The organism is Echinicola strongylocentroti (assembly GCF_003260975.1).
Classification (GTDB): Bacteria; Bacteroidota; Bacteroidia; order Cytophagales; family Cyclobacteriaceae; genus Echinicola; species Echinicola strongylocentroti.
Genome location: NZ_CP030041.1, coordinates 2,399,920 through 2,423,404, shown reverse-complemented (window position 1 = coordinate 2,423,404; position 23,485 = coordinate 2,399,920). Strand labels below are relative to the sequence as shown.

The 23,485-nt window shown below is 43.9% G+C and carries 18 protein-coding genes; 10 read left to right on the top strand and 8 right to left on the bottom strand.

Going from position 1 to position 23,485, the window contains the following annotated elements; genetic code table 11:
• The first annotated feature begins 19 nt into the window (after nt 1-19).
• From DN752_RS09280 to DN752_RS09270, 3 genes are all read left to right on the top strand, one after another.
• Nucleotides 20-1,258 carry a sensor histidine kinase gene (locus DN752_RS09280; protein WP_112783681.1) on the top strand — a complete coding sequence of 413 codons (1,239 nt, stop codon included), beginning with the start codon at nt 20-22 and terminating at the stop codon, nt 1,256-1,258.
• A gap of 103 nt (nt 1,259-1,361) precedes the next feature.
• Complete coding sequence (locus tag DN752_RS09275) at nt 1,362-2,942, top strand: peptide chain release factor 3 (RefSeq protein ID WP_112783680.1); 1,581 nt, start codon at nt 1,362-1,364, stop codon at nt 2,940-2,942.
• Between the two features lie 87 nt (nt 2,943-3,029).
• Entirely contained in the window at nt 3,030-3,764 is a 735-nt protein-coding gene (locus DN752_RS09270) for an RluA family pseudouridine synthase (RefSeq protein WP_112786480.1), read from the top strand.
• Between the two features lie 13 nt (nt 3,765-3,777).
• Here DN752_RS09270 and DN752_RS24450 read toward each other — a convergent pair whose 3' ends face one another.
• The 7 genes from DN752_RS24450 to hemB all read right to left on the bottom strand — a co-directional run bounded on the left by DN752_RS24450 (nt 3,778) and on the right by hemB (nt 13,314).
• The gene (locus tag DN752_RS24450; RefSeq protein WP_162633182.1) at nt 3,778-3,933 is read right to left on the bottom strand and encodes a hypothetical protein; all 156 of its coding nucleotides are present in this window, start codon (nt 3,931-3,933) and stop codon (nt 3,778-3,780) included.
• 166 nt (nt 3,934-4,099) lie between these two features.
• Complete coding sequence (locus DN752_RS09265; RefSeq protein ID WP_112783679.1) at nt 4,100-6,220, bottom strand: beta-L-arabinofuranosidase domain-containing protein; 2,121 nt, start codon at nt 6,218-6,220, stop codon at nt 4,100-4,102.
• A gap of 244 nt (nt 6,221-6,464) precedes the next feature.
• Nucleotides 6,465-7,940 (bottom strand): sulfatase family protein, encoded by a 1,476-nt coding sequence (locus tag DN752_RS09260; protein WP_112783678.1) that lies wholly within the window; start codon nt 7,938-7,940, stop codon nt 6,465-6,467.
• A gap of 681 nt (nt 7,941-8,621) precedes the next feature.
• Nucleotides 8,622-8,933 (bottom strand): hypothetical protein, encoded by a 312-nt coding sequence (locus DN752_RS09255; protein ID WP_112783677.1) that lies wholly within the window; start codon nt 8,931-8,933, stop codon nt 8,622-8,624.
• Between the two features lie 313 nt (nt 8,934-9,246).
• On the bottom strand, nt 9,247-10,395 hold the full coding sequence (locus DN752_RS09250; RefSeq protein ID WP_112783676.1) for a porin: 1,149 nt from the start codon (nt 10,393-10,395) through the stop codon (nt 9,247-9,249).
• A gap of 127 nt (nt 10,396-10,522) precedes the next feature.
• Nucleotides 10,523-11,833 carry an ammonium transporter gene (locus tag DN752_RS09245; RefSeq protein WP_112783675.1) on the bottom strand — a complete coding sequence of 437 codons (1,311 nt, stop codon included), beginning with the start codon at nt 11,831-11,833 and terminating at the stop codon, nt 10,523-10,525.
• A gap of 512 nt (nt 11,834-12,345) precedes the next feature.
• Nucleotides 12,346-13,314: a porphobilinogen synthase gene (gene hemB / locus DN752_RS09240; RefSeq protein WP_112783674.1), complete on the bottom strand. Its 969-nt coding sequence runs from the start codon at nt 13,312-13,314 to the stop codon at nt 12,346-12,348.
• Between the two features lie 244 nt (nt 13,315-13,558).
• On the opposite strand from hemB, the gene DN752_RS09235 reads away from it, so the two are divergent.
• A complete protein-coding gene (locus DN752_RS09235) occupies nt 13,559-15,970 on the top strand; it encodes an outer membrane beta-barrel family protein (RefSeq protein WP_112783673.1) in 2,412 nt (803 codons plus the stop codon).
• A 263-nt stretch (nt 15,971-16,233) separates the two neighbouring features.
• Here the strand turns inward: DN752_RS09235 and rocD are convergent, their stop codons facing one another.
• Complete coding sequence (rocD, locus tag DN752_RS09230; protein WP_112783672.1) at nt 16,234-17,472, bottom strand: ornithine--oxo-acid transaminase; 1,239 nt, start codon at nt 17,470-17,472, stop codon at nt 16,234-16,236.
• A 264-nt stretch (nt 17,473-17,736) separates the two neighbouring features.
• Here rocD and rpmB point away from each other — a divergent pair, with 264 nt between their 5' ends.
• The 6 genes from rpmB to DN752_RS09200 all read left to right on the top strand — a co-directional run bounded on the left by rpmB (nt 17,737) and on the right by DN752_RS09200 (nt 23,199).
• Nucleotides 17,737-17,979, top strand: a complete 243-nt coding sequence (gene rpmB / locus DN752_RS09225) for a 50S ribosomal protein L28 (RefSeq protein WP_015264420.1) — start codon at nt 17,737-17,739, stop codon at nt 17,977-17,979.
• 31 nt (nt 17,980-18,010) lie between these two features.
• A complete protein-coding gene (gene rpmG, locus DN752_RS09220; protein WP_112783671.1) occupies nt 18,011-18,193 on the top strand; it encodes a 50S ribosomal protein L33 in 183 nt (60 codons plus the stop codon).
• A 53-nt stretch (nt 18,194-18,246) separates the two neighbouring features.
• Nucleotides 18,247-18,399, top strand: coding sequence for a DUF4295 domain-containing protein (locus tag DN752_RS09215; protein ID WP_015264418.1), 153 nt, complete (start codon nt 18,247-18,249; stop codon nt 18,397-18,399).
• A 98-nt stretch (nt 18,400-18,497) separates the two neighbouring features.
• Nucleotides 18,498-19,457 carry a signal recognition particle-docking protein FtsY gene (gene ftsY, locus DN752_RS09210; RefSeq protein ID WP_112783670.1) on the top strand — a complete coding sequence of 320 codons (960 nt, stop codon included), beginning with the start codon at nt 18,498-18,500 and terminating at the stop codon, nt 19,455-19,457.
• Between the two features lie 1,255 nt (nt 19,458-20,712).
• Nucleotides 20,713-21,858, top strand: a complete 1,146-nt coding sequence (locus DN752_RS09205) for a hypothetical protein (RefSeq protein WP_162633181.1) — start codon at nt 20,713-20,715, stop codon at nt 21,856-21,858.
• Nucleotides 21,859-22,062: 204 nt separating this feature from the next.
• Nucleotides 22,063-23,199 carry a hypothetical protein gene (locus tag DN752_RS09200; RefSeq protein WP_162633180.1) on the top strand — a complete coding sequence of 379 codons (1,137 nt, stop codon included), beginning with the start codon at nt 22,063-22,065 and terminating at the stop codon, nt 23,197-23,199.
• The last annotated feature ends 286 nt before the right edge of the window (nt 23,200-23,485 follow it).

Below are 23,485 nucleotides of genomic sequence, written 5' to 3'. Positions count from 1 at the left end.
GCACCAGTGAATAAAATTAATGAAGAATAAAATCCAAGATCTGGCTACGCTGGATTTATATCAGAATCGGGGCAAGGTAAAATGGATCATCTTTATAGCTTCTCTTATCATCAGTATAGGATCTATTTACTATACCAATACCTTGGTAAGTGAGCTTAAGGAAAGAGAAAAGAAACAGATCACGCTCTATGCCAATGCCATGGAGTATGTGGCCAATAATTCTGACAATCTTACATTTATCCATCAGGGGATTATTCAGGAAAACCATAATATCCCAGTGATCGTAGCGGATGCCTTTGGGAACCCTTCTGGTCAGCACCGGAACATTGCTTTTAAGAAAAATGCCACAGAGCAGGATATTGAGGAGAAGCTGAGGGCAGAGGTGGTGAGGATGAAGATGGACTATGAGCCTATCCAGATCCTGGACAATCAATACCTGTATTACACCAATTCTGAGTTGCTGACAAGGCTGAAGTACTATCCTTATGTGCAGCTTTCGGTGATTTTAGTTTTTGGCTTATTGGCCTTTGCCGTATTTAACCAGTCCAAAATTGCCGAACAAAACCGGGTTTGGGCTGGCCTGACCAAAGAAACGGCCCACCAATTGGGTACCCCGATCGCTTCACTCATGGCTTGGATTGATTACCTAAAAAACTCACCTGTCTGGGAAGAGAACAAGGAGGTGATCGTGGAGCTGGATAAGGATGTTTCCAAGTTGAGAATGGTGACTGAACGATTTAGTAATATTGGCAGTGCCCCAGTGATCAAGCAAGAAAATGTTTATTCGGTTATTGAAGAGGCGGTCAGTTATTTGCGTCCAAGGATTTCCAGTAAGGTGAGTATAGACTTGAGCAGTCATGCCGAAGATGTGGATGCGATGATGAACAGGTCGCTCTTTGAGTGGGTGGTGGAGAATATTTGTAAAAATGCCGTCGATGCCATGAAGGGACAAGGAAGTATTGCGATCAATATTGTGAAAGAAAGCGAGAAATTTGTCCATGTGGACATTACAGATACCGGGAAGGGGATTGACAAGAGCATGTTCAAGAAAGTCTTTAACCCAGGGTTTACCACCCGTCAGCGTGGTTGGGGGCTGGGGCTTACACTGGCAAAACGCATCATAGAAGGGTATCATCGGGGAAGGATTTTTGTCCATCAGTCTGAGCTTGGCAAAGGCACTACTTTCCGCATCGTGCTGAGAGGTCCTCATGAGAGCTCGTCGGAGTTTAAAGTGGACCAAGATCCTTTTTTCAATTAATGCAGGCCTAAAAAGTCCGGCACTCCTCACTGCCTTCTAAATTATCATCTTTCGATATAATCAATTACCTTTGCATCTTGCTAATAAAGGAGCCAGAAGAAAGATGAGTTTGACCAAGGAGATTCAGAGAAGAAAAACATTTGGAATCATTTCCCACCCGGATGCAGGGAAGACCACTTTGACAGAGAAGCTGTTGCTTTTTGGTGGTGCCATCAAGACCGCTGGGGCCGTAAAATCCAACAAAATCGATACTCATGCCAAATCTGACTGGATGGAAATCGAGAAACAACGGGGTATTTCGGTAGCCACTTCCGTGATGGGGTTTGAATATAAAGGCACCAAGATCAATCTTCTCGATACACCCGGTCACCAGGACTTTGCAGAGGATACCTATCGTACGCTGACTGCGGTGGACAGTGTCATCATGGTGATCGATTGTGTGAAAGGCGTGGAGATCCAAACCGAAAAGCTGATGGAGGTCTGTAGGATGAGGAAAACACCAGTGATCTGCTTTATCAATAAGCTTGATCGCGAAGGCCGTGATCCGTATGACCTTTTAGATGAAGTGGAGGAAAAGCTGAACATCAATGTCCGTCCACTATCTTGGCCGATTTCTATGGGGAAAACTTTCAAAGGGGTCTATAACCTTTATAATAGATCGCTGAACCTCTTCCGCCCTTCTCAGCGAAAGCTGTCCGATGATATCATGGAGATAGAAGACCTGTCGGATGCGAAGCTGGAAGACTTAGTGGGAGAGCACAATGCTGATCAACTTCGGGAAGATGTGGAGTTGATAGAGGGTGTTTATCCTGATTTTGACAAGGAAGCGTACCTCAATGGGGAGATTGCTCCGGTGTTTTTTGGTTCTGCCGTTAATAACTTTGGTGTACAGGAAATGCTGGATACCTTTATTGATATTGCTCCTTCTCCAAAAAGCAGGCATGCAGAAGAACGTGAAGTCGCTCCTGACGAGAATAAGTTCAGTGGCTTTGTCTTTAAGATCCATGCCAATATGGACCCGAACCACCGTAACCGGATTGCCTTTTTGAGGATATGTTCTGGGAGATTTGAGCGAAATAAGCCCTATAAGAGCATGCGGGCTACTAAGCCCTTGCGCTTTTCCAATGTGACCTCGTTCATGGCACAGGATAAAGAGATCATCGAAGAGGCCTTCCCCGGGGATATTGTGGGATTATATGATACTGGAAATCTGAAGATAGGCGATTCTCTTTCTGATGGAGAAAACTTGACGTTTAAAGGTATTCCAAGCTTCTCTCCGGAGATTTTCAAAGAAGTGATCAATAAGGACGCCATGAAAACCAAGCAGCTCGAAAAAGGCCTGAAACAGCTAATGGAAGAAGGCGTGGCACAGCTGTTTACCTTTGATATTGGCTCTAGAAAAGTCATCGGGACGGTAGGTCAGCTGCAGTTTGAAGTAATCCAATTCCGATTGAAAAATGAATATAATGCCACGGTAGAGTTCGCACCGATGAACCTGTACAAGGCATGCTGGATCAGTAGCAAAGATAAGAAGCAGTTGGATGAGTTTGTTCGGTCCAAGAACCGTCATATCGCTTACGATAAGGAAGGAAAGCTAGTGTTTATGGCAGAGTCCAGGGCGTGGCTGCAAATGGTGCAGGACAATTATCCGGAAATTGAATTTCACTTCACCTCTGAGTTTTAAGAAAGCGGACTTGCCACCGGAAATACTGATAAGAAATAACTCCAAGATCGCCTACTACCTCACATCTCAATTCTAATGTCTCAAAACATGGCAAAGCAACCATTTACTGTAGTATATGAAGATAATCACCTTCTGGTGGTGAATAAACATTCGGGAGTGCTCGTGCAGGGTGACCACACGGGAGACAAAACGCTGACGGACTATTGCAAGGAATATATTGCCGCCAAATATGATAAGCCTGGTGCAGTGTTTTTGCATCCTGTTCATCGGATCGATCGTCCGGTGAGTGGGCTAGTCGTGTTTGCGCGTACTTCAAAAGCCTTGGAGCGAATGATGGTGCTTTTCAAAAAAAGAGAGGTGCACAAGGTTTACTGGGCTATCGTCAAAAAACGCCCAAAAGAGGAGATCGGGAAATTGACCCATTACTTGATAAAGGATGGGGACCGAAATGTCACCACTGCCTACGACAAAGAAATAGAGGGAGCCAAGCGGGCAGAGCTGGACTATAAGCGCTTAGGTAAGCTCAATGATCACTGGCTAGTGGAGGTGCGCCCCAAGACCGGTCGTCCACACCAGATCAGGGTACAGCTAGCGGCGATGGGATGTCCCATCCGTGGCGACCTTCGCTATGGCTTCTCCAAGCCCAATCCGGATGCCAGTATCAACCTACATGCTTTCCACCTGATTTTTGTCCATCCTGTAAAGAAAGAGAAGCTCTATCTAAGAGCGGCACTGCCGGAGGAGGCTTTTTGGGAACAATATTTGGATTTTGAAAAAATTAAGGCGCAGGACCAGCATTTGGGAAATACCTTTAGTGGATAAGATGAGGTGGTTTTTAATGGGGCAGGGATTTCCCCTGCGACGGGGATCCGTCACCCATTTTAATTTCCACCCGATGGCTACGGCCTAAAAGCGAGTGGGTCTCGCTGTTCCACAACGCGAGCCAACTCCCTTTCTTAACGGCCTCCGCCACCTGCTGGAAAACAGGCATACCAAGGGCCGTCATAAGGAAGCGACACCTTTTTGGGACTTATTAACCGAATCCGCCTTGCAGGTATTGGGCGTTAAGAAATTAAAAAGCGGGCGGGCAAGAAGGTAGACTTGTCTATCTCACTGCGGTCTACTCTCTCAAGCGAAGAAGAATACAGTTCCAGAATTTAGTGATGCACATTATAAACCGGAAATTCAGTAATTCTTAATGTCGTACAGCCATAAGGCACCAAGGTAATATTTTCGATCAAGGACTTGCTTTCAATGGTTTTGCTCCAAAACCCCGGCATTACCGGAACATCATTTTGAAGCCTCCAATCCGGTACTTTGGCACCAGACATTTTCAGTTGGATGGGGGCATTTTCAAGGTTCCATGGATAGGAACCATCCCAATCGATCTCTATTGCCTCTACATGCTCCCGCAGGTCATCCAGTTCATGCTGCAATAGGCCATAGTTCCAATCTGACACGGGATGTACTTCAATAAATTCACCGTATCCATCGTCTCGGTTTTTGGTCACCTTTTTATCTTCTATCTTCAAGGAATAAACCAAGGGTCCCCTTTCGATGGCAGATGAAAACTGGTACCATTGGGACGACTTAATTTCCATGGGCAACTGCAGGGTTACCTGATCCCCGTTTTGCCATACTCGATCGATGATGGCTACCTGATCCCTAACCGTCCCTTCCCAAAGATCCCCATTAATGCTAATTTGGGCTTCATTTGCCCATCCGGGGATCCTAAGATGAAAAGGAAATGATGTAGACTCACTAAGAGTCATCGAGAAATTGACCACCTCCCGAAAAGGATACCCTGTTTCCTCCTTCACTTTTAAGATCGCTCCATTTCCTACTTTTAGTTCCACTTCACTGGGTGCATAAAGCAGCGCCGCGACGCCTCCATCAGCAGTGGCATACCAAAGGTTCTGGACGTACTTTGGCCAAGACTGATGCATATTGGAAGTACAGCAGGGGTATCCTGATAGTGTGCCAAACACGAAATCCGTTCCTTTATGATGGTTGGTCTCAAAAGACACTTCCATCTTATCGGTCAATTTCACTTGATTGGCCGCCTGAAAATACTGCCGGGTCATAAAATCATCCGATGCCTGGGTGGGCAGCGCATTATAGGTGATCTTCTCAAGGTGATCTGCATAGGACATGTCACCGGTTATCTTTAGGATAGTCTCCAGTGAAAACATCCCCTCCGCAATAGAGCAAAATTCCACCCCTTGTACAGGGGCATTTCCATGCAGTGGTTCATCTCCACCATACATCCCCTGTGGTTGGCCATGGTACTTTCTAATATCAGCCAACGCTTCCTTGGTAGCGCTAAGGTGCTGCTCGTCCTTATCCTGAAGGTATCTTACAGCAGGCATTTTTAGGCCTTGTGCCAAATTCACCGTGTGAATCCCCCCTATTTTTGATACCGTCAATAGGTCTATCTCTTCCTGATCGAAAGGGTATCGCTTCATTTGATAAAAATACCACGGTGACTGAGGATCCACGTTATTTTCATCATTCAAGAATACATTGGTCCAAGGGAACGTTTGTTCAGCAATGAGGTCTCCCAAGTCCAACAAAAAGTCATCTCCCGTGATATTATATAGCCAATAGACTACTTGTAAGTTATCTCCACCTCGTCGATTGGCCCAGAAAGTCCATTTGTCCAAAGGCGTATTGGGAAGCTCCTTTAATTGGAACTTAAAATACTTGGTCAGCACGTCGATGACCCGTTGGTCACCTGTGGCGCCATAATATTGTTTGAGGACTTTTAGCATCACCATCTTCGGCCACCAATCTTTTCGCATGCCTCTTTGTAAACCTGCTTCATAGGTAGGTTCTTCGGCAAAAGGGACCGGTCCGATATAGCCATTGTCCGCTTGGTTTTCGAGTGTCCATGTTACCCAGGGCTGGACTTTTTTGATCAGCTGCTCATCCTTCAGGATATAAGCCAAAGGCAAAAGTCCATCAATCCAATAGGGCCCTCGCTCCCAACCGTCACCGTCTCCTCCCAGCCAACCATTTCGCTCTCCCATGACAGTTGGATAAATAGTATCCAAATGACCGGTAAGGCCATCTTTCATCCGTACCAATTGCTCCTCCAACCATCCTTCTGGGGAAATACTCCCCAAGGGAAGCTCCAAGTATGGTGAAGACGCTAATGGTATTCTATTCTGAAGGTAAGGGCTTTTGCTAGATGCATGTTCCTGTGCAATAAGCTGATTTCCGGTAATGGTCAATAGAAAAAGAAACCAGCATACGTTCCTTATGGTAGGATAGTTCATAGGCCAATTGGAATTATTGTAATGATGACGTGCAATTTACGCATCAAATCAATATCCCCAAGGTTTTAGCACAGATTTAATTCTATGATAATTCGATTTAGCATTGAATTAAATAAGCTTCTGCATGTCCCTAGGAAAAACACAGCATAGGTTTGAAGTCACTAAAAACCATGCCCGCAGGCCACTTCAAACCAAATCCATGACACTTTTCGAGCTGCACACTCCCCCTTACTAAGACATCCTGTTATGGCTTTTTTCCGCCTCCTCCCCCTAGATAAGGATATTGGTCAAACCCATCATAATCTGGGTCCACTGCACGGGGATCATTTAGTTTTAATAGTTTTTGCTGCAACTTCTCCCTCAGGCTTTCCAACTCGTCTGCGTAATCCGCCTGGGCAGCGACATTGATCAGCTGATCTGGGTCTTTTGTTAGATCATAGAGTTCCTCCGCAGGTCTTTTTGCGAAGCAAAGTTGGTATGCAAAAATGTGTTCCAAGTCCTTGTCCTTATTGGCAATTATATAATTTTTGGTAGGGCCTCCATCACAGTCAGCATACCATTGATTAGGGTAATTGGTAGCGCCTAATTGGCCGGTGCCTGCAGGCCATAGGGATGGCTGGTAATTACGAATGTAAAGAAATTCATCGTTACGGTATCCGCGGGATGGATACCCGCCCATATTAGGCTCTTCTTGCGCCGGCACATGCCGCTCTCTGCCAAACACGATGGCTGAACGTTCTTCAGGGTCTACCCTTCCTGATTTTTCGGACATTAAAATATTCATAAAACTCTCGCCCGTCATATCGCTGGGTACCTTCACTCCGGCTGCTTCAAGTAATGTGGGAGCAATATCCGCAAAGGAAATAAAGTCCTCTACTTTGCGTCCTTCTGCTACCTGACTGCCCCAATACACTGCAAAAGGTACGCGAACACCCGAATCGTAAAGGTTTCCTTTGCCACGTGGAAATGGCATCCCATGATCTCCTGTCATGATAATAATGGTATTGTCCAGCATGTCCATTGCTTCAAGTTGAGCAATGACCGAGCCCACAAGGCTGTCCCATCGCTGCACTTCCACATAATAATCTGCTACATCACTTCGCACTGTTTCCACATTTGGGTAATGCTTGAACATATGGACTTTTGAAATATCTATTCCACTGTCCTTTCCAGTGCCTTTTTCATATACACGATGAGGGTCTGATGTGCCTAGCCAAAAGAAAAATGGTTTATCTTTTGCCTCTGTCTTATCGAGAAAATCCCCAAAGGTCTGATAAGCATCGTTAGAAGGATGACTGCCATGGTGGGAAATCCAACTGTCCAGGTTTCCTGGTCCCCATGTCTTTGCTTCTGTCCTTCCCGTAACATAGCCTTCATCAGCTAAAAGATGAATAAAGCTCTGGTGCTCCACGGGAAGTGTACTCCAAAGGTTGGCGCCAGGACCTAGTTCCCAATGGTATTTTCCAGTAATAAATGCATTTCTACTTGGTGTACACGAGGGACTTGACACGTACGCTTTATTAAAGAGGACGCCTTCTTCGGCGAGCCTGTCAAAGTTTGGTGTCTTCACGGTGCTGTCCCCATAAGCTCCTGCATGGGGCCAGCCCCAGTCATCGGCAAGGCAAAAAACAATATTAGGCCGTCGCTCTTCTCCAACCTGTCCAATCGTGTAGTTCGAAAGTGTACATAAAAATAGTAGTAATAATACATGTGTTTTCATAGGGTATTTAATGGTTAATTGTAGATCGAATTATTATGATATTAAATAGCTTGCCTAAATTCTCATAGTAGTAAGCCTTCCATAGAAACTGGTTATTGGCTAAAACCGCAGCAAAACAAGTAAATAAGACCAAAACAGGGAAAAGTGACGCTGTTCCCTTACTTAAGGTAATCTTTTTTGGACAAAATAACAGCTACTAAAAGCGGGCGGGCAAGAAGGCAGGCTTGTCTATCTCGCTGCTAGACAGGCCTGCCTGGCTTTAGACAGGTTTGACGAATTCTGACCAAAAAGAATGTAGGCAGTTAAAAAAGGTTTACCTGGTTTTAGACAGGAGGAGTTTGCCTGCATGAGGGAAGGTTTTAATTTTAGATCAATAGATGCACAGCGACGGGTTTTTTTGGTGACTTTTTTGACCTGTAGCAAAAAAGTAACAATGGTAAAGAGCTGAAAACCATCTTGGAATTAGGCAAGAAAAATAACTGTCCAAGGGAAAATTTAGAACTCATATTTCCAGATGTGCACTGACTAAACGGCATTGAAACCGGGTTAACACAATAAAGTTCTTTTGAACCATCCCCAATCCCCACAGCTTTTCCGTTTGATCCGTTATATGCGCAAGCAATAAAACAAGAAAGGCTACCAAAAATGGTAGCCTTTTGTTTTCTGACAAACTATTTGCGCCTAGTTGTTTTCCCAGGGCTTTTGGTTTTTTGCTTTTGGTCCTTTCGGTTTAGAGATAGGCTGAAGATCAGTGTTGATTTCCACTTTTTTAGTATCCCTTTCCCACAACTTCTGGTTTTTGGCCTTTGGTCCTTTGGTCAGTTCACCGTTGATGTCGACCACTAAAGTGCCTTTTCTGGCTTGGTCTTTCCAAGGTTTGTAATTTTTGGCTTTTGGACCTTTAAGTTCCCTTCGTTCTTTATCCTGCCCAAAAGCTTCAATAGATTCAAATCCAAAGAACCCGGCAGCAACCATTACAGCTAATTTAACCATCGTCGTATTATTTATATGTTGTTGTTTAATTCCTTACACTATACTATTCGGATTTAAAGGAAAAAGGTTGCGGTTAAATCAGTTTTTTATCTATGTATTTTTTAAAAATGTAAAATTATGTACTGATAAATATTTTATATGGTCGCTAATGTTGTGTTTTTGCTGGCCTTTGTGTTTGATAAATGTGTGTTTTGTAGGGTTTTTGGTGTTTTGTAAAACCTGAAATTGATGTTTTGGCATAAAACAGAAAAAACCACGGCTTTTTACAAAGCGCGTGGTTTTTTTTGAAAAATTTCAGTTTGTCAGAAAAAAATTAGAATGAGAATACGGCTGCTAGTAAGAATGATGATAAGCTTTTAGAACCTGCAAGTTCATTGTTTACAAAGTAATCTTCTTCTGACATGGAGTCCAGTCTTACTTCTGGGATAAGGGTAAAGTTTTCTACGATTTTATAATTGCCCGAAAGGGTTACGGCAAAGACGTTGCCGTCGCCATCGGTGTCAACACCGACTACACCCTCCAGGCCGTTGTTGAATACATTAAAATATTCACCACGTAATCCTATGGAGAATCTATCAGAAGTGGAGGCCTGTACATAGCCGGCTACACCATAAAATCCATATCCATCGCCATCTTCATCCACGATGTCAGTGCCGTTAAAGCTTTCTCCAGCGGCAGTAGTATTATATGTAGCGTTAAGGCCAAGGTAGACCATTTCGGAAACGTTGTATCCTGTGGTCAGATCGATTTGGAAAGTGCTTCCGCCAGATGTTTGCCCCATGGTAAGTGGGTAGTCCTCGTCCAAAACACCGTCTTGGTCACCATAAAGAAGGTTTAGCCAAGTGCCACCATTGTCATTTTCATAACCCAATTGAAGACCTCCAGTGTAGGAGCCAGCCCAGTTAAACTCTGTCCAGTCAGTAGGGTTCATTACGGCAGCCATCAGCGACCAGTTTTCGCTCAGAGCGATATCTGCTTTCAGTCCAGTGTGGGAGAAAGGGCCGTAGGAGAACATGTAAGAAGTGGAATAGTTGAAGTTGGCAGCAGGGGAAATGACCTCGTAGCCAAGGAAGGTGTTGAAGTTACCAAAAGTAAAGGTAACAGCATCACTGACATTCCAATACATATACAATTGGTTCACGATATTGGAACTTCCCGTGGAGTTGAATACAGCGTCTGTGCCTCTAGGTCCGAAAACCAAATCAGCTACAAAACCTACTTTTTCACCTTCATATGCTGTGATGATATTTGCCATGCCCAGTGCAAAACCAGGTCGGTTGGCAAAAGAAGTGGCTGGGGCAACGAAAGTGCCGTTGGGCAATTCTTTGTTAGGAGCATTGAAGTTGGCTCTATAATAAGCATCTACGGATCCTGAGATGCTGACTTTGGATAGGTCCTGGGCCATCACTGTGGTAAGAGACCCTAGACATAGCAATACAATTAGTAGTTGAAGTTTTTTCATTTTTACTTAGAATTAAATTATCTGTTAATTGTTAGGATTTGTGGTAGAATACCCTGCCCAAACAGAGATTGATTGGCGTTGATGTGAGTGGGCAGGGTAGATAGTTGTATAGTGGTTGGTTGTTTTTTTATTCGTCATACACGATAGTGTAGCCTCTGATGCCGTGTTCGTGAGAATCCAGTCCTGTTTTTTCGTGCTCTTCGGATACTCGGATGCCTACGGTTACTTTTAGGACGTAGAAGATCACAAAGGCGCAGATGAAAGCGGTGATGCCACAGACGACGACACCCGTTAGCTGTGTGAGGAAGCTGTGGTCAGGATTGGTGGAGAAGATGCCTACGGCAAGGGTTCCCCAGATGCCGCAAGTCAGGTGAACAGATACAGCACCTACTACGTCATCCAAGTGCATTTTGTCCAAGATTACTGCGGACATTACGACCAAGATACCTGCGATAAACCCTACTATTAGTGCGGGGCCTGGGTTGATTACGTCAGCGCCAGCGGTGATGCCTACTAGTCCGGCAAGAATACCGTTAAGCACCATTCCCAAGTCCAGTCTTTTGAATACAAAGTAGCCGGCCAAGAAGCCTCCCAGTCCTCCTGCACAAGCTGCAAGGGAAGTGGTCACCAATACAAAAGAAACCAGGGCAGGGTCTGCAGAAAGTACCGATCCTCCGTTAAATCCGAACCATCCTAACCAAAGTAGGAATACGCCGATTACTGCCAATGGTACACTGGCACCTGGCTTGTCCACGGTTTTGCCGTTTACATACTTGCCAATACGTGGGCCTACGAGGATAACACCTGCAAGGGCGCCCCATCCGCCCACGGAGTGAACGAGTGTAGAACCTGCGAAGTCATAGAATCCCCAGCTGTCGAGCATTCCTCCGCCCCATTTCCAGCTACCGATGATAGGGTATACTATCCCTACATAGATGACGGTGAAGAGCAGGTAAGCCCAGAGTTTTACCCTCTCGGCAATGGCACCCGATACGATCGTAGCGGCAGTAGCGGCAAACATGGCCTGGAACAAGAAGTCTGTCCAGTAAGTATAGCCGCCGTCCGCATAGCCAGCGGTCACATCGGCTTTTTCCGGGGCAAACCAGAACATGCTCCAGCCAGCACCGTCAAATCCAAACCATCCTGGAACGTCAAATCCTGGGTACATCAGAAAAAATCCACATACTGCGTAGGAGACAATTCCAATAATAGGGGTGACGGTGTTTTTGAAGAGAATGTTGACCGTGTTTTTGGCTTGGCCAAATCCGGCTTCCACACCTGCAAATCCCAGGTGCATAATAAATACAAGGGCTGTGGACAGCATCATCCACACGTTGTTAGTAGTGAGTAAGTTTTGGGTGATGTCAGCTGACAAATCTGCGCCTTGTGCGAGCGCATCGGTACTTACTTGAGCTAGGTCATTAAAACTCCATTTCATACAGTTGAATGTTTAGGTAGACTTATTTTTCGAAATTTTTTATGGGTTAGTGATTATTCAATGAGCTAAAGGTAGATATTTTTTAAGTAAAAAAACAAACCAATAATTAACAATTTGTTATAAAAAGTAAGTTCAAAGGGTGTTTTTATATCTTAAAAATCGATAAAACTTGCGAAAAATGAAAATCAAGGGTGATTTTAAAACTTTTAAATAAAATCAGAATTTTGTCTTAATTTGTTTATTGTTGACACTGTAATATGATGTTTTTGCTAATAATGATGGTTTATTATTCCATAAACAGGTATATATTCAATATCATGGGGCATGATTTTATGAAAATGCTGGGTATATAATGTTTGTCAGAATTTATTTCGGTATTTTATTTTTATTGAGGGTACTTTAAAAATCAACCCTATTTTGAAAAATTGACGTTAGTAGATGGTGAATGGGGTAAAAATAAAGGCCGATCATAGTAGAATGAACGGCCTTGTTAAATTTGGGCAGTAGTGTTGTTATTTGTAGAGCTTTGCGTATTCTTTGGCAAAATAACTAAGGATAATATTGGCTCCTGCTCTTTTGATGCTTAGTAGGGATTCTAGCATGGCTCTTTCTCCGTCAAGCCAGCCTTTTTCGTGTGCAGCCTTGATCATGGAGTATTCACCGCTGACATTGTAGGCGGCAATAGGCAGGTTGGAGTTTTCCTTCAAGAGCCTGATGACGTCAAGGTAGGCCAAGGCTGGTTTGATCATTAAGAAGTCGGCACCTTCTGCTTCGTCCAGCTCGGCTTCTATCAGGGCTTCGTGGAGATTGGCCGGGTCCATTTGGTAGGTTTTTTTGTCGCCTGCCTTTGGGGCGGAGTCCAGAGCATCCCTGAAGGGGTTGTAGAAGGCGCTGGCGTACTTGGCGGTGTAGGACATGATGGATACTTCAGTGTGGCCGGCCTTGTCCAGGGCTTCGCGGAGATAGCCTACTCGTCCGTCCATCATGTCAGAAGGACCGATGATGTCTGCTCCGGCCTGTGCTTGTGCTACGGCCATTTTGCCCAGTACTTCCAGTGTTTCATCGTTGAGGATCTTTCCGTCTTTTACGATTCCGTCGTGCCCGTCCGAGCTGTAAGGATCCATGGCTACATCTGTCATGATGCAGGCTTCTGGGAAAGTAGTCTTTACTTTATGGATAGCCTGAAGGTAAAATGTGTCGGGATTGTGGCTTTCTGTGGCCATTTTGTCCTTTTTGCTCTCTGGATAGGCAGGGAATATATCGAACGCCTTAATGCCGAGGTGCATGCACTCCTCTACCTCCTTAAGTAGAAGATCGGTAGAGTGGCGATATATACCGGGCATGGAAGCGACCTCTTCCTTTTGATTGATGCCATCAATGACGAATAGCGGGAAGATAAAGTCTTTTGGCGATAGCCGCGTTTCTTCCACCATGCCTCGAATGACGGCCGACTTTCGGTTTCTGCGGGGTCTTTTATACATAGATGTGTCCTTTTGCTTTTTGATCAGTACAAAGGTAAGGATTAAGGTGTTTGGTAAGGGTATATGTGATGGTAAAATGGTTGACTGGTGATTCTTGCCGGTTTGGTACGATTTTCTTGGTAGTAAATAACAAAATTTGGTTAATATTGTTTTTATAGTTTTTAATCTTGTTTTAATGTGGTATTTGTTGTTGTTTTAGTTGAATATTTTTTCTATGTAAAATTTTTATATATGGGTCTGACTAATGATGAAAGTAGTATTCTGTAAGTTGGTTTTTACTATCGTTTTGATTTTGGTCAAAATACTTGCTCATGGGCAGGGGTACAAAGTCACTGGAAAGGTGGTGGGACCTACTTTTCAGTCCATGGAATACGTCAATGTGGTTGCTTTTCACCACCAGATGGCGCATAATGTTGGAGATATAAGTGGAGTTGATGGAAGTTTTGAGTTGATACTCGAAAGGGGTGAGTACGAAGTTAATTTTACTTTTATTGGGTATGTGCCCAAAACAGTGCTGATTCAAGTCGAAGGGGACAGGGATTTGGGCGAGGTTCAATTAGAAGAAAGTATGGGGGTACTGGCTGGTGTGACCGTCGTTGCTCGTAAGCCAGTGATCGAAAGAAAAGCGGATAGGTTGATTTTTCATGTAGAAAACAGCACCATGTCCAGCGGAGGTAATGCGCTAGAGCTGCTCAAAAGAACTCCACGGGTCAGGGTTCAAAATGAAGAGGTCGCCATGATTGGGAAAAACGGCATGTATGTACTGATCAATGACCGGATGCTGAAACTTTCTGGAGAGGAGTTGGCTCAGTACCTAAAGTCCATCCCAAGTGATCAAATAAAAAGTATCGAAGTGATCGCCAATCCACCGGCCAGGTACAGTGCTGCTGGGAATTCTGGCTTGATCAATATCGTGACCAAAGATGCGGTGCAGGATGAATATTCCCTTTCATTTCGGTCAGCGATCAAGCGGGCGACTTATACTTCAGGTACGGGAGGCGTGGATTTTACTGCTAAAAAAGGGAAAGTTGGCTTGACTACTGGTATGGATGTGGATCGCGGAGCGATTGCGGCAGACTATTGGAGTGAGACAGAATATACTGAAAAGAATTGGCTGCAAAAGGAGGAAGCTAAACGCTTCGGCAAGAGCCTTTCAGGAAGGTTAGAGGTAGATTGGGAAGTCTCTGATAAACTAGCTATGGGGGCTGGTTTCAGGCAAATTGGCGCCTGGCCATCCAGTAAGGATTTTTCGAGGATAGAACTGAGGGATAGTACTGGGGAAATTGACACGGCCTATATCAGTACGGGGCGTGACCAGAATACTAAAGGAACCACTACGCTAAATTATCACATTGATCTTGAATTTGATACAGTAGGGAGGAGGTTGTCTTTTGATGTGGACTTTTTGGGGTTTGCCAATAATTCTAAAAGGGATTTTATGCTGAATGGAGTCGATGAGCAACAGGAGCCCATTCTTGGGACTTCACGTGCTGCAGTCAATAAGGGAAGGCAAAAAGTGCGAAACTATTCCTACAGCTTGGATATGGTGCATCCCGTGGACTGGGTGGATTTCAGGTATGGCGTGAGGTGGTCTTCTATCAAAACAGACAATGGTTTTGAATACTATAATAGGTTGGAGGATGAAGGTTTAGTGTTGGATCCCGCTCAGAGCAATTCTTTTGTTTACCAAGAGCGAACGGGATCCGTTTATGTGTCCATGTTGCGGAAGTGGTCAGAGAAATGGGAAATGAAAGCAGGGGGCAGGCTGGAAGATACCCGGACAGTAGGCCATTCCGCTACAATGGGGACGGCTACCACGTTAAAGTACACTCGTTTTTTCCCAAGCGCGTACCTTTCCTATACATCTGGTACCGATCATTTCCTTTCACTGAGTTACGGGCGTAGGGTGAATAGACCTTCTTATTCCTTCTTAAATCCATTTCGATGGGTGACGTCCAGCTACAGCTACTTGGAGGGAAACCCGTTTCTTCGGCCTTCTTTCACTGACAATCTGGAAGCTAGCTATAGTTATAACGACATCCTCTTTACGACTGTTTATTATTCAGGCTTGACTGATGGCTTTGAGCAAATGACCTTTATCGACGAGAAGACAAATATCCAACGAACCGTGCCCGAAAACTTTATCACCAATAAGTCTTTTGGGGTGAACCAGTCTGTTGCCTTTGAGTTTGCTGAGAAGTGGTCAGGTCAATTGGATGTGGATATTTACTACTCCCGAAGTCGATCGGATCTTTTGGTTACTTTGCCATTGTTAAGTGGGTGGAATGGAGCGATCACCGCATCTACCGATGTGTCTTTGAATAGGTCCAAAACGCTTCTGCTCAATGCTTGGTATACCTATATGACTAAGGGAGTGGCCAATTTAGATTATAATTCGTCTTTTGGCCAGTTTGATGTTAGTGTAAAGTGGCTTTTGTGGGATGAGAAAATGACGGTTTCTCTTTATGGAAATGATCTCTTGCGTACCAGCCGGATTACCTATACCACCAACTATTCCAATGGATTGGTGAATTTCTTCAGTAGCTATTATGACCAGAGATATGTACGGTTATCTCTTGCTTATCGCATAGGAGGGAAGACGAAAAACAAAAATAGGAAAAGAAAAAATGAAGCGGAAATCGATCGGTTGAACTGATTATTGTTGTTAAATACTGATAACGACCGTGTTACTTTGGTGGTGATGAAAAGGAAAGTCACCTCTTTCGGTCAAATGAATTCAATAAAATTCTGTTTTTGTTGCTGGGTTTTTCTTCATTTGGTTTGAGCCTGTTTAGAAGTTGTGTTTTGAAACAGCCGTCTACAAAAGGAGTAGACAGCTGTTTTTTTTTATTACACTAATAGGTTAGTTTTCAAATAAATACACAATGACTAAACGGTCTTGGTTTGGGGGTTGTGATACTAGTCAAATTCATGAATGGTCTTCTCGATGATGTCACAGCAATCGTGAAGTTGTTCTTCAGTGATGACCAGCGGCGGGGCAAACCGGATGATGTTGCCATGTGTCGGCTTTGCCAAAAGCCCATTTTCCTTGAGTGCCAAACAAAGCTTCCAAGCCGTATCGCTGTCTTCGGAATCATTGATGACGATGGCGTTCAGGAGGCCTTTGCCGCGCACGAGCTTGACCAGGTCGGATTTGTCCACCAGTTTTTGCATGCGCTCCCTGAAGAGTTTGCCCAATTTGTCGGCGTTTTCGGCGAGTTTTTCATCTTTGACCACGTTAAGGGCGGTCATGGCCACTTTGGCGCCTAGTGGGTTCCCGCCAAAAGTGGAGCCGTGCTGTCCCGGCTGGATGACTTCCATGATGTGGTCATCTGCCAATACCGCCGACACAGGGTAGAACCCACCGGAAATGGCTTTTCCCAAAATCAGCATGTCGGGTTTTACGTCTTCATGGTCGCAGGCAAGTAGTTTTCCCGTCCTGGCAATGCCCGTCTGTATCTCATCGGCAATGAAGAGTACACCGTGTTCTTTACAGGTGGCGGCCACTTCTTTGAGGTAGCCTTCCTTCGGTACGTATACGCCGGCTTCTCCTTGGATAGGTTCTACCAAATAGCCGATGATGTTTTTGGAGGAATTCAATACTTCCTTAAGCGCGTCGATGTCATCATGGGGAATGGTGATAAATCCCGGCGTGTAGGGGCCAAAGTTTTTCCTGGCAGTCTCATCGTTCGAGAAGGAGATGACCGTAGTGGTCCTGCCGTGAAAATTATTTTTGGCCACGATGATGGTGCCTTCGTTTTCGGGGATGCCTTTTTTCTCATAGCCCCACTTTCTGGCGATCTTGATGGCTGTCTCGACACCTTCGGCTCCCGTATTCATGGGCAGTACCTTGTCAAAGCCAAAATACTCGGTGAGGAATTTTTCGAATGGTCCAAGCACGTCATTGTGGAATGCCCTGGAAGTGAGCGTGAGGGTGCCGGCCTGGTCGATAAGCGTTTGAAGTATCCTTGGATGACAGTGTCCTTGGTTTACTGCCGAATAGGATGAAAGAAAATCATAATATTTTTTACCTTCCACATCCCACATAAAAACGCCTTCTCCTCTCGATAGGACCACAGGCAGTGGGTGATAATTGTGGGCGCCATAGTCGTTTTCCAGCTCAATGGCTTGTTGACTTGAGGTTATTGGTTGCATCATGAGCTTAGTATTTTAAATTTTCGTATATTTGGGCTTTCTTATCTTATAACAAAGATAGAAAAAACACCAGCTTTACCATAAATGCAGCAAATATGTTGCCCGGTAGACCTGTTTGGAGGAAAAGTTTGCAAGGTTTTATTGTCAGGTGGATGAATCCCAATTGTTTAGCTAATTATTTTTGGCTGCTCTTTTGGTAATTCCCGAAAACTTCCGATATTTGCAAACTCAATTAGAAAAACGTCTTAAAAATTACGATCATATATCATGGCAAAAGTTTGTGACATTACCGGTAAAAGACCTCGAGTAGGTAATAATGTATCGCACGCGAACAACAAGACCAAGCGTAAGTTTTATCCTAACCTGCACAAGAAGAGTTTCTATGTGCCAGAGGAAGATGCTTGGATCACGTTGAAGGTTTCTTCAAAAGCGTTGAGAACTATTAACAAAAAGGGCATCAGCGCTGTTTTGAAAGAGGCTCAAGCAGAAGGACACATTATCATTAAGTAATCATTTCCGAATCCAATAAATAGATAGAGCGATGGCTAAGAAAGGTAACAGAGTTCAAGTGATTTTGGAATGTACAGAGCACAAGAGCAGTGGTGTTCCAGGCACTTCAAGATATATCACGACCAAAAACCGTAAAAATACTACTGAGCGATTGGAGCTTAAAAAGTTCAACCCAATCCTGAAGAAAGTAACGGTTCATAAAGAAATTAAATAAGTTGTAAGGAGCAGACGGTTTGCTTTGTCAAGCTGTCATAAAACCTAAAAGATATGGCTAAGAAAGTAGTAGCAACCCTGAAAAAAGAAGGTGGTGTAACTTACGCTAAGGTGATCAAGGCAGTGAAGTCTGAGAAAACCGGTGCGTACACTTTCAGAGAAGAAATGGTACCTACCACTGAGGTGAAGGATACCCTTGCAAAATAATTGCCTTGCTTAAATCGTAATGCAAAAAGGATAAATCCCTCTCGATTGGTTTCGGGAGGGATTTTATGATTATATTCGGGTCAAAGATGTGAATGACTATGGGAATTTTTGGATTTTTTTCTAAAGACAAAAAAGAAAGCCTCGACAAAGGGCTTGAGAAAACCAGCGAAAACCTCTTCTCCAAGCTTGGTAAGGCTGTCATTGGCAAGTCCAAGGTGGATGATGAAGTCTTGGATGAGCTGGAAGAAATTTTGATCACTTCCGATGTCGGCGTGGATACTACCATAAAGGTGATCCAGCGAATCGAGGAGCGGGTGGCCCGTGACAAGTACGTCAATACAGCCGAGCTGGATAAGATCCTTCGTCAGGAGATCGTAGGGCTCTTGGAGGAAAGCAATGAAGAGGATCTTTCCAATTTTGAATTGCCAAAGGACAAAAAACCTTATGTCATCATGGTGGTGGGCGTAAATGGCGTCGGCAAGACCACAACCATCGGTAAACTGGCTCACCAGTTCAAAAATGCAGGAAAATCAGTGGTGCTTGGTGCCGCGGATACTTTTCGTGCCGCCGCAGTAGACCAGCTCATCCTTTGGGGCGAGCGGGTAGATGTGCCGGTGGTATCCCATGGTATGAACGCAGACCCCGCCTCGGTGGCCTTTGACACGGTCAAAAAAGGCGTGGACATGGGGGCGGATGTCGTGATCGTCGATACCGCCGGAAGACTGCATACCAAGGTCAACCTGATGAATGAACTCAGCAAGATCAAGCGGGTGATGCAGAAGTTTATCGATGATGCCCCACATGAGATTTTGTTGGTGCTGGACGGATCCACTGGCCAAAATGCCTTTATCCAAGCCAAGGAATTTACCAAAGCAACCGAAATCAATGCGTTGGCCATCACCAAGCTAGATGGTACGGCAAAGGGTGGTGTGGTGATCGGGATCTCTGATCAGTTTAAGATTCCCGTGAAATATATCGGCGTAGGTGAGAAGATGACCGATTTGCAGATTTTTAACAGAACGGAGTTTGTGGATTCACTGTTCAAAAAGAAATTGTAGTCCACGAATCCCGAGGCAAGTTAGAGACAGGTTTTCTTCACTGCCTATTCTTATTCATCGGGTGATGAATTAAGATGGATTTTTGGGTGCTGTAACATAAAGCAAAGACTTTACCATGGAGCAGTGCTCTTGGCGTAAACCCTGGATTGCGAACTTTGATTTTTGAGCCACTGCTTGTGTGATCAGATCGTTTTTTTATGAATTTGATTAAACGCTTTTGCCAGTAGATTTTATTGCTCACGGAACGCACAGAATGCCCGGAATGAAATAAGGTTTAGTGTTCGGGATTTGTAATCCCGAACCGAGATAATGGGGATTTTAAATCCCCCTAGACCATTTTTGTGAGGAGCATCGACATCAATAGGGATATAGATTTTAAGCAACAATATGCGTTAGCCTGACGGCTATGAGAGGATAGATAGGTCCGCTCGGTCTGACTCTTTCTGCCTGAATTAAATAACTTCATGGGGTTAAAAGCGATTTCCCTGCCCCTAGCGTAATAGTGCCGAATGAGGTCTTACACATTCATGGAGCCATGCCTGATGGTAAGTTGTTGGCATCAAAAAATATCTATTTACCTGAGCTCGATTTATTTTTAGCATTAAAAGCGTCATTGCGAACCCTTTTAAGGAGGATGTGGGTTGGAAAAGGGTGTGGCAACTCGCCGCGGCGAGCTGCCACGGCTTCCACTCCCTCAAATCTCCCCTAAGCCTCGCAGTGCATGTTCCGACCACTGTACGGAAACGGTTTTATAATCGAACTGAGGTTCTTAACTAAACGATATTGATATTCCGGGTTAAACTTATCTAAATCATTCTCCCCACTTGGACAGACAGGTGCGATGCTTTATTGGTCCTCTAAACCAACTGATGTCCTTGCTCTTTCAGCATTTTCTGCGAATAGGTTGCTGCTATTCTATTGTGCAAACTTGGAGAAAGTGCCAGCGGCACGATGGATTTAGTAACCTGCGGATTCATCCGCAGGATGTTAAGGCCTCCTCCACCTCCAGAAGGAGTGCCAGCGGCACGGATGATAGCTGCACTACTCGAAATTAATGTTAAATGCGTTTGCCCTGATTGATGGGCTAAGTTAGTGGAGAATTAATTTGGTTGTTATCCAGAGGGATCAATCTTGGCAGATAGTAGTCTTTTTATTCGGATAAGGGTTGATTTTTCGTTTTGACTTAAATTAACAAAGATTTTTAGTAGATGTGCGGGTGAAGGTGTAAGTTGGGTGAGTTGATAACTATATTGCTATGATAAGACTGTTTTTTGTAGTTATGGCTGCGGTATTTTTGATCGCTTGCAATAAAACTTCTGATAAGACGAATTCCCGAAATGATTATGCGTTGGAAATAGTAGATTCTATCCGGGTGGATTATTTGGGTGATTTCTATCTATTCGACTATTCGCCCAAACGGAATACGTATCTCGCAAAGGGACATGGGGATTTGGAATTTTTGTTTCTTGATACAATTGGTAATGTGGTGGACAGCGTGGTGTTCAAAAAGGATGGGCCAGATGCCATTACTTGGGCGCAGGCCGCAGGTTTTGTAGATGGGCGATTGGCCTTGCTCGAACGTGTAAAAGGGCTGTTGGTTGTTGGAGAGGAAGGAGAGGTAGTGGACCGAACTAAAATCCCTGGAGAGTACTATTATCTTAATGGTTTTGGAGGAAAGCCCTATTTTAAGTTGGGGGATGAGCTGGTGTATTACCGGCCTGAGCGGGGAGAAATAAATTATGAAGATTTTGGAGGGATGATGAGAGCGATTTATCAGCGCCCCATTCTTGAAGTACAGGATCCAAACACAGGTGAAATCAGGAACACGATGCCTTTCCCGGCTACCAGCCAATTTAGGGATGGAAAATATTATGGATGGATGTATCCCACAGTGAAAAGGAAGGGGAAGGTTTGGGTACTATATTTCAGTAGGGAATACCAGTTTTATATTTATGAAGAGAAAAATGGTGAACTGAACCTACGACAGACCGTGAAAATGAAAGTCCCAGATGGTGTTAAGTTCCAAGGCGTTCCTTTTGATAAGGCAGATCAATTTGAGGAAGTCAACCGATCGATTAGGAGTGGAGGTATATCGGAATTGCTTTTTTGTGGAGGGAAAATTTTAGCGGTTTACTCGAAAGGAATGGGGGAGGAAGAGACGTCCTTATTTGATTTTGAAACGCTTGAAGGGAAGATGGAAGCATATTGGGCCGATGATAAATTCGTACAAGTCTTTGATATGAATGGACAGGTTTTGGCAGATATTCCTTGTCCTAAGGGGATGATTTTAGGGGATGTTGTTAATGGTCAAGGGCAGTGGGTGACGACCAAGGGCCAAGAATATTTTGGGCAAGAAGAGGATTGGCAAACGCTTTATCTGATAGAATTAGTAGAGGAGTGATGGATCAGCTAAGTATGATCAGATCGTTTTTTATGAATTTGATTATACGCTTTTACCAGTAGATTTTATTGCTCACGGAACGCACAGAATACCCGGAATGAAATACGGCTTTTCTGAGATTTCTGCGGATTCTGTGAGACCCTATTTAATCTCTCCGAGATTACTGGCGTCATTTCGGATAAAAATATTAAGAATTATGATTTTATGATGATGAAAAACAAACTGTTGATTTTTCCAGTGCTTCTTGTGTGTTCGTTTTTTGGATGTTCAGGAGGGAATAATGAAATTATAGGGACTTCAGGCACGCAGGCCTTTCACTTGGAGATAGTGGATTCAATAAGGATTGACTACCTCGGGGATTTGGAAATCACCGATATTCATCAAGAGACTGCTGAGATTTTGGGCTTTAATTTTAGAACCAAAGATCTTGTCATTTTTGATCAAACTGGAAAAATCATTGAACAGTTTTCAAGAGGAGGGGATCGTCCCAATCCAATCAATTCTATGGTGTCGTTAGGATTCTATAAAGGGGACAAACTATTGGTCGCCAATAACAATGGTATGCTCGCCGTTTTTGAAAAAAATGGAGTCCATATAGAAGATATTCCACTTCCCTTTCAAATTCAATATTTTAATTGGACACAACGGAAAAAGATTTATAGCCTTTCGGATAGTTTGTTGCTAGGTCAAATTGCAGAATTGAAAAACTTCAATGGCTACGAGGAGTATTATCTCAATTTTATTGATTTGAAAACAGGAGAATTGACTCCTGCCCTGTCCATTCCTGATTCAAGTAAATATAGCAGCGGAGATTATTATTTTTCACTCTATCCATACATTACTAAAATGGGAGATTATCTATACATGTTGCTTTCAAATGAGCCCGCCTTACATGTGTATAAATTGGAAGGGATGAATGTAGGCTATGTCGAGACCATCGAATTTGGTGGGGATGAATTTGTTGAGGTCATCTCGTCAAAAGACCATGAAGATTTTGATTTTGAAATGAATTTTGACCAAATGCAGCCAGGGGCAGTGGAAGGTTTTTTTGATGTGGGGGATTTTTTGGTGGCCTATTTTAGAAAAGGGATTGACGCGACCGTTTATAAGGAAGAGTTTTCGGATGATCCTTTACTGACAATGCAAATGAACCCCCATTATTTGGCTGTATTTGATGAAGAACATAAGCTGTTGAATAATGGAGTGGAAGTTCCGCTACAGGTTGGGTTTATTCAAGGAGTAATGCCTGATGGGAGATTGTTAGCCAAGAAAAATAAGTACCTATTAAAGGAGGAAGAGGATTTTGAAATGTATTATTTAATGGAGTTGATAGAGGAGTGATCAAGGTTCTTATTAATCCCGAACAGCATAAACCGGGTTTGAGAAAAAATTACCGCAAATCTTAATCATCTGTGCCATCAGCATCCCATTAAAAAAAACGAGTCTGATTGGCCACCCAATTTTCCCGAAAGACCTTTCATTTCCCCTACAATTTTGGTGATCACATACAGCAAATAAAAAGACGCCGATTCGCATCAGCGTCTTTTTTAAAAAGTAAAGCAAGGAGTTGAAAAAGTTATCGTTTGCTGTACGAATACCAAAAGTAGCTATTTATTTACCTGTCCAT

What these genes read in the sequence shown, in the direction of transcription:
- rpmB (WP_015264420.1), top strand. Translation starts at nt 17,737, where the DNA reads ATGGCAAAAGTTTGTGACATTACCGGTAAAAGACCTCGAGTAGGTAAT.
- DN752_RS09280 (WP_112783681.1), top strand. Translation starts at nt 20, where the DNA reads ATGAAGAATAAAATCCAAGATCTGGCTACGCTGGATTTATATCAGAAT.
- ftsY (WP_112783670.1), top strand. Translation starts at nt 18,498, where the DNA reads ATGGGAATTTTTGGATTTTTTTCTAAAGACAAAAAAGAAAGCCTCGAC.
- DN752_RS09215 (WP_015264418.1), top strand. Translation starts at nt 18,247, where the DNA reads ATGGCTAAGAAAGTAGTAGCAACCCTGAAAAAAGAAGGTGGTGTAACT.
- DN752_RS09250 (WP_112783676.1), bottom strand. Translation starts at nt 10,395, where the DNA reads ATGAAAAAACTTCAACTACTAATTGTATTGCTATGTCTAGGGTCTCTT.
- DN752_RS09260 (WP_112783678.1), bottom strand. Translation starts at nt 7,940, where the DNA reads ATGAAAACACATGTATTATTACTACTATTTTTATGTACACTTTCGAAC.
- DN752_RS09255 (WP_112783677.1), bottom strand. Translation starts at nt 8,933, where the DNA reads ATGGTTAAATTAGCTGTAATGGTTGCTGCCGGGTTCTTTGGATTTGAA.
- DN752_RS24450 (WP_162633182.1), bottom strand. Translation starts at nt 3,933, where the DNA reads ATGCCTGTTTTCCAGCAGGTGGCGGAGGCCGTTAAGAAAGGGAGTTGG.
- rpmG (WP_112783671.1), top strand. Translation starts at nt 18,011, where the DNA reads ATGGCTAAGAAAGGTAACAGAGTTCAAGTGATTTTGGAATGTACAGAG.
- DN752_RS09235 (WP_112783673.1), top strand. Translation starts at nt 13,559, where the DNA reads ATGATGAAAGTAGTATTCTGTAAGTTGGTTTTTACTATCGTTTTGATT.
- hemB (WP_112783674.1), bottom strand. Translation starts at nt 13,314, where the DNA reads ATGTATAAAAGACCCCGCAGAAACCGAAAGTCGGCCGTCATTCGAGGC.
- DN752_RS09245 (WP_112783675.1), bottom strand. Translation starts at nt 11,833, where the DNA reads ATGAAATGGAGTTTTAATGACCTAGCTCAAGTAAGTACCGATGCGCTC.
- DN752_RS09265 (WP_112783679.1), bottom strand. Translation starts at nt 6,220, where the DNA reads ATGAACTATCCTACCATAAGGAACGTATGCTGGTTTCTTTTTCTATTG.
- DN752_RS09205 (WP_162633181.1), top strand. Translation starts at nt 20,713, where the DNA reads ATGATAAGACTGTTTTTTGTAGTTATGGCTGCGGTATTTTTGATCGCT.
- DN752_RS09270 (WP_112786480.1), top strand. Translation starts at nt 3,030, where the DNA reads ATGGCAAAGCAACCATTTACTGTAGTATATGAAGATAATCACCTTCTG.
- rocD (WP_112783672.1), bottom strand. Translation starts at nt 17,472, where the DNA reads ATGATGCAACCAATAACCTCAAGTCAACAAGCCATTGAGCTGGAAAAC.
- DN752_RS09275 (WP_112783680.1), top strand. Translation starts at nt 1,362, where the DNA reads ATGAGTTTGACCAAGGAGATTCAGAGAAGAAAAACATTTGGAATCATT.
- DN752_RS09200 (WP_162633180.1), top strand. Translation starts at nt 22,063, where the DNA reads ATGATGATGAAAAACAAACTGTTGATTTTTCCAGTGCTTCTTGTGTGT.